The 13,218-nt window shown below is 65.1% G+C and carries 13 protein-coding genes; 12 read left to right on the top strand and 1 reads right to left on the bottom strand.

Annotated elements, in window-relative coordinates; genetic code table 11:
* Positions 1 to 45 precede the first annotated feature (45 nt).
* The 8 genes from MTX21_RS16090 (at position 46) to MTX21_RS16055 (ending at position 7,124) form a co-directional block, all read left to right on the top strand.
* A complete protein-coding gene (locus MTX21_RS16090; RefSeq protein ID WP_280965754.1) occupies positions 46 to 1,026 on the top strand; it encodes a tripartite tricarboxylate transporter substrate-binding protein in 981 nt (326 codons plus the stop codon).
* A gap of 169 nt (positions 1,027 to 1,195) precedes the next feature.
* Positions 1,196 to 1,990 (top strand): thymidylate synthase, encoded by a 795-nt coding sequence (locus tag MTX21_RS16085; protein ID WP_280965753.1) that lies wholly within the window; start codon positions 1,196 to 1,198, stop codon positions 1,988 to 1,990.
* A gap of 5 nt (positions 1,991 to 1,995) precedes the next feature.
* Complete coding sequence (locus MTX21_RS16080; RefSeq protein WP_280965752.1) at positions 1,996 to 2,481, top strand: GNAT family N-acetyltransferase; 486 nt, start codon at positions 1,996 to 1,998, stop codon at positions 2,479 to 2,481.
* Positions 2,481 to 2,990: a dihydrofolate reductase gene (locus tag MTX21_RS16075; protein WP_280971073.1), complete on the top strand. Its 510-nt coding sequence runs from the start codon at positions 2,481 to 2,483 to the stop codon at positions 2,988 to 2,990. Before MTX21_RS16080 ends, MTX21_RS16075 begins: the two co-directional genes overlap by 1 nt.
* Positions 2,991 to 3,150: 160 nt before the next feature.
* Positions 3,151 to 4,287, top strand: a complete 1,137-nt coding sequence (hflK, locus tag MTX21_RS16070; RefSeq protein ID WP_280965751.1) for an FtsH protease activity modulator HflK — start codon at positions 3,151 to 3,153, stop codon at positions 4,285 to 4,287.
* On the top strand, positions 4,284 to 5,186 hold the full coding sequence (locus tag MTX21_RS16065) for a protease modulator HflC (protein WP_280965750.1): 903 nt from the start codon (positions 4,284 to 4,286) through the stop codon (positions 5,184 to 5,186). The genes hflK and MTX21_RS16065 overlap by 4 nt, the downstream gene beginning before the upstream one ends.
* 78 nt (positions 5,187 to 5,264) lie before the next feature.
* Positions 5,265 to 5,471, top strand: coding sequence for a DUF2065 domain-containing protein (locus MTX21_RS16060; RefSeq protein ID WP_279375764.1), 207 nt, complete (start codon positions 5,265 to 5,267; stop codon positions 5,469 to 5,471).
* Between the two features lie 141 nt (positions 5,472 to 5,612).
* Positions 5,613 to 7,124, top strand: coding sequence for a Do family serine endopeptidase (locus MTX21_RS16055; protein WP_280965749.1), 1,512 nt, complete (start codon positions 5,613 to 5,615; stop codon positions 7,122 to 7,124).
* 138 nt (positions 7,125 to 7,262) lie between these two features.
* On the opposite strand, the gene serB is transcribed toward MTX21_RS16055, so the two are convergent.
* Positions 7,263 to 8,168: a phosphoserine phosphatase SerB gene (serB, locus tag MTX21_RS16050; protein WP_280965748.1), complete on the bottom strand. Its 906-nt coding sequence runs from the start codon at positions 8,166 to 8,168 to the stop codon at positions 7,263 to 7,265.
* An 11-nt stretch (positions 8,169 to 8,179) separates the two neighbouring features.
* On the opposite strand from serB, the gene miaA reads away from it, so the two are divergent.
* From miaA to ilvN, 4 genes are all read left to right on the top strand, one after another.
* Entirely contained in the window at positions 8,180 to 9,121 is a 942-nt protein-coding gene (gene miaA / locus MTX21_RS16045; RefSeq protein WP_280965747.1) for a tRNA (adenosine(37)-N6)-dimethylallyltransferase MiaA, read from the top strand.
* Between the two features lie 489 nt (positions 9,122 to 9,610).
* Positions 9,611 to 11,386 (top strand): acetolactate synthase 3 large subunit, encoded by a 1,776-nt coding sequence (locus tag MTX21_RS16040; protein WP_280965746.1) that lies wholly within the window; start codon positions 9,611 to 9,613, stop codon positions 11,384 to 11,386.
* 153 nt (positions 11,387 to 11,539) lie between these two features.
* On the top strand, positions 11,540 to 12,523 hold the full coding sequence (locus MTX21_RS16035) for a threonine dehydratase (RefSeq protein ID WP_280965745.1): 984 nt from the start codon (positions 11,540 to 11,542) through the stop codon (positions 12,521 to 12,523).
* 152 nt (positions 12,524 to 12,675) lie between these two features.
* Positions 12,676 to 13,218, top strand: a complete 543-nt coding sequence (gene ilvN, locus MTX21_RS16030) for an acetolactate synthase small subunit (protein ID WP_014493064.1) — start codon at positions 12,676 to 12,678, stop codon at positions 13,216 to 13,218.

Here is a 13,218-nt window from a genome sequence, read left to right as displayed (position 1 = left end):
CGGCCGCTTGGCCGGCATTTTTTGTTCGTGTCCGAGGGGATCGGGATGACTTCAATTCGCGCGCTTGCGGGCGCATGTGTCGCAGCGTTCGCGTCGCTGTGCGCCTTTGTCGCACCGGCCGCAGCGCAGAGCTATCCGACGCGCAGCATCACCATGATCGTACCGTTCGCTGCCGGCGGTCCGACCGATGTGATCTCGCGCATCGTCACTGCGCATATGGCGCAAACGCTGGGACAGAGCATCATCATCGAGAACGTAGTCGGCGCCGGTGGCACCACCGCGACCACGCGTGCCGCGCGTGCGGCCAATGACGGCTACACGCTGATCACCGGCCACATGGGCACGCACGCCGCGTCCGTGCCGCTCTATCCGAAGCTCGCCTATCATCCCGAGAAGGACTTCGAGCCGATCGCGCTGCTCGCGGGCACGCCGATCCTGATCCTGGCGCGCAAGGACTTCCCGCCGAAGGACCTGAAGGAATTCGTCGCCTACGTGAAGGCGAACGCGGAGAAGGTGAACGCGGCACATGCCGGCGTCGGCTCCGTCTCGCACGCGTCGTGCGAGCTCTTGCACTCCATCCTCGACGTCAAGCCCGTCGGCGTGCCCTTCAACGGCACCGGACCTGCGATGAACGCGCTGGTGGCGGGCCAGGTCGACTACATGTGTGACCAGATCGTCAACGCCGTGCCGCAGATCAACGCCGGCACCATCAAGGCTTACGCAATCGCGACGGCCGAGCGCAATCCGTCGCTGCCGAACGTGCCGACGACGGCGGAGGCCGGCCTGCCCACGTTCCAGGCCCAGGCCTGGAACGCGATGTTCGCGCCGAAGGGAACTTCGCCGGCGATCCTGGCGAGCCTGAACGCGGCCGCCGCCAAGGCACTTGACGACGAGACCGTGCGCAAGCGCCTGCTCGAGCTCGGCAGCGTCATTCCGGGCGCTGCAGAGCGGACGCCGGAGGCGCTCGCAGCCCTCGTCAAAGCCGAGATCGCGAAGTGGAGCCCGGTGCTCAAACCGGCAACTTAACAAGCACAATCAAGCCGATAGGCGAGGGGCGGGACACCGGTTCCGCCCCTTGTCGTTTGCGGCGGGAACGCTCACTTTTCCGGGTATAATCAGTGCGGACAGCGAATCGCGGCTGTCGCAGCGCGGGACCGGCCGTTAAGTTCGCCGTCCTCCAAAGGCCCATAGACCCATGCACCAGTATCAGGACCTGCTCGAGCGGATTCTTTCAGACGGCGCCGAGAAAACAGACCGGACCGGCACCGGCACGCTGTCGGTGTTCGGCCACCAGATGCGCTTCAATCTGTCCGCCGGTTTCCCGATGCTGACCACCAAGCGGCTGCCACTGAAGGCGATCGTGCATGAGCTGTTGTGGTTCCTGAAGGGCGACACCAACATCAAATATCTGCACGACCACGGCGTCACTATCTGGGACGAGTGGGCGGACGCCAATGGCGATCTCGGTCCGGTCTATGGCCATCAATGGCGCTCCTGGCCTGCGCCGGACGGTCGCAGCATCGACCAGATCTCGAGCGTGGTCGACACGATTAAGCGCAACCCCGACTCGCGTCGCCTGATCGTCTCGGCCTGGAATCCGGCCGAGGTCGACAAGATGGCGCTGCCGCCGTGCCACTGCCTGTTCCAGTTCTATGTCGCGAACGGGAAGCTGTCCTGCCAGCTCTATCAGCGCTCGGCCGATGTGTTCCTCGGCGTGCCCTTCAACATCGCCTCCTATGCGCTGCTCACGATGATGGTCGCGCAGGTCACGGGATTGAAGCCCGGCGACTTCGTGCATTCGCTCGGCGACACCCATCTCTATTCCAACCATCTGGAACAGGCGCGGCTTCAGTTAACGCGCGCACCACGTCCATTGCCGGTGATGAAGATCAACCCTGACGTGAAGGATATCTTTTCCTTCCGCTACGAGGACTTTGAGCTCGTCGGCTACGATCCGCATCCGCACATTAAAGCGGAAGTCGCGGTCTAGCGCAGATGTCCCTCAATATCCGCCGCGCGCGCTCCGGCGAAGCCGGCCTCATTCTCGCTTTCATCCGCGAGCTCGCCGAATACGAAAAGCTTTCGCACGAGGTGGAAGCGACAGAGACGATGATCGCCGACGCTCTGTTCGGCGACGATCCGCGGCTCTATTGCGCGATCGCCGAATGGGAGGGCGAACCGGTCGGCTTCGCGGTCTGGTTCCTCAACTTCTCCACTTTCAGCGGCCGCCACGGCATCTATCTCGAGGATCTCTATGTGCGGCCGTCGCATCGGGGCAGGGGCCTCGGCAAGGCGCTGCTGGTTTATCTGGCGCAGGAATGCGTCGAGAACGGCTGGTCGCGCCTGCAATGGACCGTGCTCGACTGGAACGCGCCGTCGATTGCGTTCTACAAATCGCTCGGGGCCGTCATGATGGATGACTGGACGCTGTGCCGCGTCACCGGGCCTGCGCTGGCAAAGCTTGCAGGGAAGGCGCCGTGATGGAGATCGTCTTCGTCGTCGCCATAGCGGAGAACGGCGTCATCGGTGCTGGTGGCGCGATCCCCTGGCGGCTGAAATCCGACATGCAGCGCTTCAAGGCGCTCACGATCGGCAAGCCCGTGATCATGGGCCGCAAGACCTTTGAATCGCTACGCCGGCCGCTTCCCAACCGCACCAACATCGTCATCACGCGCGATGCGGATTATCGCGCCCGAGGTGCCATCGTCACGACGTCGGCGGCGGATGCAGGCGCGGTCGCACGCGGCGATGCCCTGCGGCGTTCCGCCGCCGAAATCGCCGTGATCGGCGGCGCCGAGATCTATCGGCAATGGCTCGATCGCGCCGACCGCCTCGAAATCACCGAGGTGCACGCGCGGCCGGCGGGCGACACTTGTTTCGAGATCGACAAGGCGCAGTGGGAGGAAACGAGCCGCGTCCGCCATCCGGCGGGAGCCGACGACAGCGCCGACTTCTCCTATGTGACATATCGTCGGCGGTCCCGAGATTAACTGCATTCGCCAATGTTTACATTGACTTTTCCGCGCCCAAGCATAGCTCGGGGGGCAGTCAGGGGCGCGTTGTAAGGGGCCTGCCGGTCCCCTATAAAGCCGGACCGGACAAATGCCGGCCGGATGAGTTCTAGTCCCGGCCCGCCGAGGAGACTGTCGAATGCCGTGGAAGAATCAGGGCGGTGGCCCGTGGGGCTCGGGTCCGAAAGGGCCATGGGGCTCAGGCCCGCAACCGGTCGGGCCGAGGCCACCGGATCTGGAAGACCTTCTGCGGCGCGGCCAGGACCGCCTGCAGCAGCTTCTGCCCGGCGGCTATTTCTCTGGCGTCGGCATTACGCTGATCCTCCTGATCGTCCTCGCGTTCTGGCTGCTGTCGGGCTTCTTCCGCGTGCAGTCCGAAGAGCTCGGCGTCGTGCTGCGCTTCGGCAAGCATGTCCGCACCGTGCAGCCGGGCCTCAACTATCATCTGCCCTATCCGATCGAGACCGTGCTGCTGCCGAAGGCGCTGCGCGTCTCCACCATCTCCATCGGCATGACGCTGATCGACGATCCGACGCGGCGCGGCCGCTCGATCCGCGACGTGCCGGAGGAGAGCCTGATGCTGACCGGCGACGAGAACATCGTCGACGTCGATTTCACCGTGCTCTGGCGCATCAAGCCGGACGGTGTCGGTGACTTCCTCTTCAACATCCAGAATCCCGAAGGCACCGTGAAGGCGGTTGCCGAGAGCGCGATGCGCGAGGTGATCGGCCGCTCGCAGATCCAGCCGATCCTGACCGGCGCCCGCAACGTCACGGAACAGAACGTGCAGGAGCTGATGCAGAGGACGCTCGACAGCTACGGCTCGGGCATCCTCATCACCCAGGTGCAGATGCAGAAGGTCGATCCGCCCGCGCAGGTGATCGACGCCTTCCGCGACGTGCAGGCGGCGCGCTCCGACTCCGAGCGCTTGCAGAACGAGGCGCAGACCTATGCCAACCAGGTCGTGCCGCAGGCGCGCGGGCGCGCGGCGCAGATCCTGCAGGCCGCCGAAGGATACAAGGAGCAGGCGGTCGCCGAGGCCAAGGGCCAGAGTGCGCGCTTCCTGAAGGTGTACGACGAATACAAGAAGGCGCCCGACGTGACGCGTGAACGGATCTATCTGGAGACGATGGAGCGCGTGCTCGGCGGCTCGGAAAAGCTGGTCTATGACGGCGGCTCCTCGGGCCAGGGCGTCGTGCCCTTCCTGCCGCTCAACGAGCTGACGCCCAAGCGGGCGCCCACCGCCGGCCAGCAGTCGAGCGGAGGCACCCGATGAGGTCTCCGGTTACAGGCATCGTCTCGCTGCTCGGGCTGCTCCTGGTCCTGATCGTGGCCTACATGTCGCTGTTCACGGTGCAGCAGACCGAGCAAACTATCGTGCTTCAGTTCGGCAAACCCGTCGACGTCGTCACCGAGCCCGGCCTGCATTTCAAGGCGCCGTGGAATTCGGTGATCAACATCGACAAGCGGATTCTCGATCTCGAGAATCCATCGCAGGAGGCGATCGCCTCCGACCAGAAGCGCCTGGTGGTCGACGCCTTCGCGCGCTACCGCATCAAGGACGCGCTGCGCTTCTATCAGAGCGTCGGCTCGATCCAGTCCGCCAACCTCCAGCTCACCACGCTGCTCAACGCAGCGCTGCGCCGCGTGCTCGGCGAGGTCAGCTTCATCAACGTGGTGCGTGACGATCGCGAGAAGCTGATGCTGCGCATCCGCGACCAGCTCGATCACGAAGCCGACGGCTATGGCATCCAGGTCGTCGACGTCCGGATCCGCCGCGCCGATCTGCCGGAGCAGAACAGCCAGGCGGTGTACCAGCGCATGAAGACCGAGCGTGAGCGCGAAGCTGCCGAGTTCCGCGCGCAGGGCGGTCAGAAGGCGCAGGAGATTCGCTCCAAGGCCGACCGCGAGGTGACCGTGATCGTCGCCGACGCCAATTCGCAGTCCGAGCAGATCCGGGGCGCGGGCGATGCCGAGCGCAACCGCCTGTTTGCCGAGGCCTACAGCAAGGATGCCGACTTCTTCGCCTTCTACCGGTCGATGACGGCATATGAGAACGGGCTGCGTTCCAACGACACCCGATTCCTGTTGCGCCCTGACTCGGATTTCTTCCGGTACTTCAGTAGTCCGGGCGGCAAGCCGAGTGGCGAGGCGCCGGCGCCGGCGAAACCTTAAAGGCTGAGCAAGCCGAAGGGCGGTGCGGCTGCTGCCCTTCGTCGAAGCAAGAACAGCACGCGGGGAGGTTCCAATCCGATGAGGTCCATTGCGTTCGCCGACTTCCTCATCGGCTTAGGCATCCTGTTCGTGCTCGAAGGCTTGTTGTTCGCGGCAAGTCCGGCCTGGATGCGCAAGGCCATGAAGAGTGCGCTAGCCACGCCCGACCATATCCTGCGAGCAGTCGGGATCGCTTCGGCGGTGGCCGGGTTGATCCTGATCTGGGTTATGCGACGTCCCATTTAGGCTCCGCGCCAACGCCAAAGTGAAGCCTTGGGTCGGCTTTTCGCCGTATTATCCGGCTCTTGAAGCCCGCTAACCTCCGTGCTTGCGCCGTCCCCCCGTTCGAGCGCAGTCTGGAGCCGAATTCTTTCTCTGGAGATCACAATGACCGCTGCCACCATTGCCCCGACCCGCTTGCGCCATTGCGTGCGACTTGGGCTGGCCGCGCTCGCCATCGGCGCTTTCAGCGCGTTCGGCTCGCCGGCCTACGCACGTGGGCCGGAAGGCATCGCCGATGTCGCCGAAAAAGTGATCGACGCGGTCGTCAATATCTCGACCTCGCAGACCGTCGAAGCCAAAGGCGGCGGCAGCAACACCATGCCGCAACTTCCGCCCGGTTCGCCCTTCGAGGAATTCTTCGACGACTTCTTCAAGAACCGCCGCGGCCCAGGTGCCGGCAAGGGCGGCGAGCGCGGCGACAACGGGCCGCCGCGCAAGACCAATTCGCTCGGCTCGGGCTTCATCATCGATACGTCAGGTATCGTGGTGACCAACAACCACGTCATCGCAGATGCCGACGAGATCAACGTCATTCTCAACGACGGCACCAAGATCAAGGCCGAGCTCGTCGGCGTCGACAAGAAGACCGACCTCGCCGTGCTGAAGTTCAAGCCGACCAAGCCGCTCGTTGCGGTGAAGTTCGGCGACTCCGACAAGCTGCGTCTCGGCGACTGGGTGGTCGCGATCGGCAATCCGTTCAGCCTCGGCGGCACCGTGACCGCAGGCATCGTCTCGGCCAAGAACCGCGATATCTCCTCGGGCCCCTATGACAGCTACATCCAGACCGACGCCGCCATCAACCGCGGCAATTCCGGCGGCCCGCTGTTCAACCTCGAGGGTGAGGTCATCGGCGTCAACACGCTGATCATCTCGCCCTCCGGCGGCTCGATCGGGATCGGCTTCGCAGTGCCGTCGAAGACGGTCGCAGGCGTGGTCGACCAGCTCCGCCAGTTCGGCGAACTGCGCCGCGGCTGGCTCGGTGTGCGCATCCAGAGCGTGACGGACGAGATCGCCGAGAGCCTCAACATCAAGCCCGCACGCGGCGCGCTGGTCGCCGGCGTTGACGACAAGGGTCCGGCCAAGCCGGCCGGCATCGAGCCGGGCGACGTCGTCGTCAAGTTCGACGGCAAGGATATCAAGGACCCGAAGGATCTGTCGCGCGTCGTCGCCGACACCGCGGTGGGCAAGGAGGTCGACGTCGTCATCATCCGCAAGGGCCAGGAAGACACCAAGAAGGTCACGCTCGGCCGCCTTCAGGATCCGGAAAAGGTGCAGGCCGCGGTGAAGACCGAGGAGCCGCCGCCCGAGAAGCCGGTGACGCAGAAGGCGCTCGGCCTCGATCTTGCGACGCTGAGCAAGGATCTGCGCACGCGCTACAAGATCAAGGACAGCGTGAAGGGCGTGGTCGTCACCAATGTCGACGCCAACTCGGATGCCGCCGACAAGCGGCTTTCCGCCGGCGACGTGATCGTCGAAGTGGCGCAGGAGGCCGTGTCGAGCGGCGCCGACGTCCAGAAGCGCATCGACCAGATGAAGAAGGACGGCAAGAAGTCGGTGCTGCTGCTCGTCTCCAACGGCGACGGCGAGCTGCGATTCGTCGCGCTGAGCGTGCAGTAGGGAAGGCGCTCAGCCCCATACTCACTGTCATGCCCCGCGAAAGCGGGGCATCCAGTACGCCGGGGCCTCTCAACATCTCGCACTGTCTCTGGAATACTGGATCACCCGCCTTCGCGGGTGACGACGCCGGAGGGGGCGTCAGGCTTCCACAAACTCGTCCCGCCGATACCCCTGCGCATACAAGAGCGCGGTGAGATCGCCGTGGTCGACCCGCGCGGCCGCTCCAGCGGCGACCGCAGGCTTCGCATGATAGGCAACCCCCAGCCCCGCCGCCTGGATCATTGCGAGGTCGTTGGCGCCGTCGCCGACCACCAGCGAGTCGATGTCGTCGAGATCGAACGACTCCATCAAGTCCACCAGCGTCGCAAGCTTTGCGGCGCGGCCCAGGATCGGTTCCTTCACCTCGCCGGTGAACTTGCCGTCGCGCACGACCAGCTCGTTGGCGCGGTTCTCCTGGAAACCGATCTTGGCGGCGACCGCGCGCGTGAACAGCGTGAAGCCGCCGGAGACGAGGCAGGTATAGGCGCCATGAGCGCGCATGGTCGCGACCAGCGTGCTGCCGCCCGGCGTCACCGTGATGCGCTTTGCCAGGACCTCGTCGACCACGCTGGCGGGGAGGTCCTTCAACAGCGCGACGCGCTCGCGCAACGCCGGCTCGAACTCGATCTCGCCGCGCATCGCGCGCTCGGTGATGCCGGCGACATGCGCCTTCACTCCGACAAGATCGGCGAGCTCATCGATGCATTCCTGGCCGATCATGGTGGAATCCATGTCGGCCAGAAAAAGCTTCTTGCGCCGGAAGCCGACCGGTTGCACGACGATGTCGATGGGGAGGTCGCCGCGGATTTCGCGCAACCGCTGTTCGATGGCGTGACGGTCGCGTTCGAGGTTACTGTCGGCGCCGAAGGGAATGTCGACCGCGACCCCGTCGAACAACCAGTGCGCCGGTTCTGCCCTGGGCAGCACGGCGCGGGCGCCGTCGACGATGGTGGAGTCGAGCGCGGGATTGGCGGGATTGCAGATCAGCGTGGCGACGAGGGACATTTGAGGTTTTCGTGAGCGAGGAGCATCCGAGCAAGGCCGTGCTTATCGCAGGCCCGACCGCCAGCGGCAAGTCGGCGCTGGCGCTCGAGCTTGCGCTTGCCGGCGGCGGCGTCGTCATCAATGCCGATTCCATGCAGGTCTATCGCGACCTGCGCATCATCACGGCGCGGCCCACGCGGAGCGACGAGGCGCGCACTCCGCACCGCCTCTATGGCCATGTCGACGCGGCCGTGAATTTCTCGGCTGGCGCCTGGGTGGCCGATGCGGCGAAGGTCCTTGAAGAAGCGCAGGCGCAGGGCCGCCTGCCGATCTTCATCGGCGGCACCGGGCTCTATTTCAAGGCGCTGACGGCGGGGCTCTCCGTGGTGCCGCCGATCCCCGCCGAAGTGCGCGAGGATGTGCGCGCGCGGCTGGAGCGGAACGGCGTTGAGGCCCTGCATGCGGAACTTGCGGCTCGCGATCCCCGCGCGGCGGAGCGATTGAAGGTCCGCGACCGCACCCGCATTGCGCGCGCGCTCGAGGTGGTCGAGGCGACCGGCCGTTCGCTGCTCGACTGGCACCACGAGGGCCATCCGCCGCTGCTGCCCAAGGACAGTTTCCGCGCGGTGTTTCTCGCGCCCGAACGCGACGAACTCTACGCCCGCATCGACGCCCGCTTCGATGCCATGTTGGGCGGCGGCGCGCTCAAGGAGGTGGAGCGGCTCGCCGCTCGCCGCCTCGATCCGCTGCTGCCCGCCATGAAGGCGCATGGCGTGCCGGCGCTAATCAGACATCTGCGCGGCGAGCTCAGCCTGGAAGAGGCTGCCAGCATCGGCCGCGCCGACACGCGTCACTACGCCAAGCGCCAGTTCACCTGGTTCCGGCACCAGCTCCCGGAATTCGAGTGGGTGAAGCCGGAGGAGGCGAGGGGCTGGCTCGCCGCGGCCATCAAATCCGCGCGGGACGGGAATTGAGAGAAGTCGTGCCGGGGGCCCGCGCAGCGCGAGCCCGAAACCCCATGCGGTTGTAGCGACGACGCCGCCCGCGCGCCCCATCAGCGACCGTGGTGATGAACTCCTGGCTGGGTGCTCCGGCGTCGCGCGTCGCGCTAACCCGTAGCATCGCCCCGGAATGACGCAGGATTGTTGGCGGTGCCACAATTTACCTCTCGCCGAACCGCAAGAACGCCGCTACACTGCCAAAATCGCGCGTGAATGGCCGCTTTGCCTTGACATCCAGGCTTTGGCCGCTATGTTTCGCGCAACCTTTGGGAAGTTGAGCGCCTGCCATGCGTAACATTATTACCGTACTCCTTATCGCCGTCGTACCCAGGCACACCGCCGGGGGTGGCTAGCTGCCATCCACAAGACAGGCGGTGTGCATGGGCCCTCTTCGGGGCCTTTTTTATTTCCCGAACCAGACTTGAAAGAAGCCGCTGACAACAGCGCATCCGGAGCAAGCCAATGACCGACAAGAGCCACGATCCAAACCAGATGACCGGCGCCGCGATGATCGTTCGCGCGCTCATCGATCATGGCGTCAAGGACATCTTCGGCTATCCCGGCGGCGCGGTGCTTCCGATATATGACGAGATTTTCCAGCAGAGCGAGCTCCAGCACATCCTGGTCCGCCACGAGCAGGGCGCCGGCCACGCCGCCGAAGGCTATGCGCGCTCGACCGGCAAGCCGGGCGTGGTGCTGGTGACCTCCGGCCCCGGCGCCACCAACATGGTGACGCCGCTCACCGACGCGCTGATGGATTCGATCCCTCTGGTCTGCATCACCGGCCAGGTGCCGACCCATCTGATCGGCAACGACGCGTTCCAGGAGTGCGACACCGTCGGCATCACCCGTCCCAGCACCAAGCACAACTGGCTGGTGCGCGACGTCAATGATCTCGCAAAGGTGCTGCATGAGGCCTTCTATGTCGCGACCTCCGGCCGCCCCGGTCCGGTGCTCGTCGACGTGCCGAAGGACGTGCAGTTCGCGACCGGTACCTATCATCCGCCGCGCAAGTCCGACGTGCACAGGTCGTATGCGCCGCGCGTGAAGGGCGATGCGACGCAGATCCGCAAAGCGGTCGCGCTGCTCGCCAATGCCAAACGTCCCGTGATCTACAGCGGCGGCGGCGTCATCAATTCCGGTCCCGAGGCGACCAAGTTGCTGCGCGAGCTGGTCGAGGTCACCGGCTTTCCGATCACTTCGACGCTGATGGGCCTCGGTGCCTATCCGGCGTCGGGCAAGAACTGGCTCGGCATGCTCGGCATGCACGGCACTTACGAAGCCAACATGACCATGCATGATTGCGACGTCATGCTGTGCGTCGGCGCGCGCTTCGATGACCGCATCACCGGCCGCGTCGATGCGTTCTCGCCGGGCTCGAAGAAGATCCACATCGACATCGACCCGTCCTCGATCAACAAAAACATCCGCGTCGACGTGCCGATCATCGGCGACTGCGGCAACATCCTCGGCGACATCCTCCAGGTGTTCAAGGCTGAGGCCAAGAAGCCCGACATCAAGGCGTGGTGGCAGCAGATCGCGCAGTGGCGCGCCCGGAACTCGCTGTTCTACAAGAAGAGCAACGACGTCATCCTGCCGCAATATGCGATCCAGCGCCTGTTCGAACTGACGCGCGGCAAGGATACTTACATCACGACCGAGGTCGGCCAGCACCAGATGTGGGCGGCGCAGTTCTTCGGCTTCGAGGAACCGCACCGCTGGATGACCTCGGGTGGTCTCGGCACCATGGGCTACGGCCTGCCGGCTGCGGTCGGCGTGCAGGTGGCCCACCCGGATAGCCTCGTCATCGACATCGCGGGCGATGCCTCGGTGCAGATGACGATCCAGGAGATGTCGACGGCGGTCCAGTACGAGCTGCCGATCAAGATCTTCATCCTGAACAACCAGTACATGGGCATGGTGCGGCAATGGCAGCAGCTCCTCCATGGCAACCGGCTGTCGCATTCCTACTCCGAAGCGCTGCCGGATTTCGTCAAGCTCGCGGAAGCCTATGGCGGCGTCGGCATCCGGGCGCACAAGCCCGCCGATCTCGACGGAGCCATCAAGGAGATGATCTCGGTCAAGCGCCCGGTGCTGTTCGACTGCCGCGTCGCCGCGCTCGAGAATTGCTTCCCGATGATTCCCTCCGGCAAGGCGCACAACGAGATGCTGTTGCCGGAGCAGGCGAACGACGAAGCCACGGCGACCGCGTTCGCCGGCGGCAAGGCGCTGGTGTGATGAGGCCTGACACAAATTCCGCTGTCATCGCCCGGCTTGACCGGGCGATCCAGTACGCCGCGGCGTCTCGATCGATCTCGGGCGTCTCTGGAATTCTGGATCCCCGCTTTCGCGGGGATGACCAGAATGGGAGAAGGCCGACGGGAAGCCAATATGTTTGATCTCCGCGAGCTCGAGCGCGCACATGCGATCGTGGGACAGGCGGTGCCGGCGACGCCGGCGCATGCCTGGCCGCTGCTTAGCCAGCGGCTCGGCACGCCGGTCGTGGTCAAGCACGAGAACCATACGCCGATCGGCGCCTTCAAGGTGCGCGGCGGCCTCGTCTATCTCGAACGGCTGAAGCGCGAACGGCCGAATACACCCGGCATCATCTCGGCGACGCGCGGCAATCACGGCCAGAGCCTTGCGTTCGCGGCAAGCCGGCACGGCGTGCCGGCCGTGATCTACGTGCCGCGCGGCAACTCGGTCGAGAAGAACCGGGCGATGAAAGCCTTCGGTGCCGAGCTGGTCGAGCACGGCGAAGACTTCCAGGCCGCGCGCGAGGAGGCCGAGCGCCGCGCGCAGTTCGCCGGCCTGCACATGGTGCCGTCGTTCCACGCCGACCTGGTCCTGGGCGTGGCGACCTATGCGCTCGAGCTGTTCAGGGCCGCGGCTGATCTCGACATCCTCTACGTGCCGATCGGGCAGGGCTCCGGCATCTGCGGCTGCATCATGGCCCGCGACCTCCTAGGCCTGAAGACCGAGATCGTCGGCGTGCAGTCGACGGAAGCGCCGTCCTACGCGCTGTCGTTCGCAGCCGGCACGATCGTGACGACCGAAACCAGCAACACGCTGGCCGACGGCATGGCGACGCGCATTCCGGATGCGGAGGCGCTGGCGCTGATCCGCAAGGGCGCCGCGCGCATCGTAGAGGTCACGGACGACGAGGTCGCCGCCGCGATCCGCGCCTACTGGACCGACACGCATAATCTCGCCGAAGGCGCCGGCGCGGCCGCGCTCGCCGCGGCGCTGCAGGAAAAGAGCAAGCTCGGGGGCAAGCGGGTGGGTCTCGTGCTCTCGGGCGGCAATATCGATTTCGACCTGTTCCAGCGGTGGGTGATGGCGGAGTCGACGGCGAGCCAAAGGGTGGTTGCATGATGAGCCGAGCACTCAGCAGGAATTCCGCTGTCATCGTCCGGCTTGACCGGACGATCCAGTACGCCGCGGCGGTCGTGAGAATCTCTGGCGCCGGTGATTACTGGATGCCCCGCTTTCGCGGGGCATGACGAGAAAGAATAGAGGGGACGACAATGAACCAGCCCGCATCCGCCTATTTCATCGAGGATCGTCACGATCCCAACGAGACGCACACGCTCTCGGTGCTCGTGCAGAACGAGCCCGGCGTGCTCGCGCGCGTCATCGGCCTGTTCTCGGGGCGTGGCTACAACATCGAGAGCCTCACGGTCTCGGAGACCGAGAGCCAGAAGCATCTCTCGCGCATCACCATCGTCACCACTGGCACGCCGATGGTGATCGAGCAGATCAAGCATCAGCTCGACCGCATGATCCCGGTCTATCGCGTCGTCGACATGACCTTGACCAAGCGCTCGATCGAGCGCGAGCTGGCGATGGTGAAGGTGCGTGGGCAGGGCGAGCACCGGGTCGAGGCGCTCAGGCTGGCGGACGCGTTCCGCGCCCGGGTGATCGACGCGACGACCGAGAGTTTCGTGTTCGAGATCACAGGCAACACGGACAAGATCAATCAATTCATCGACCTGATGCGTCCACTCGGCCTTGTCGAGGTGTCGCGCACCGGCGTTGCCGCGATCGGTCGCGGGCCTGAAGGGATGTGA

The sequence above is a fragment of the Bradyrhizobium sp. ISRA430 genome, from assembly GCF_029909975.1.
Classification (GTDB): Bacteria; Pseudomonadota; Alphaproteobacteria; order Rhizobiales; family Xanthobacteraceae; genus Bradyrhizobium.
This window is presented reverse-complemented; position numbering and strand designations above follow the sequence as displayed.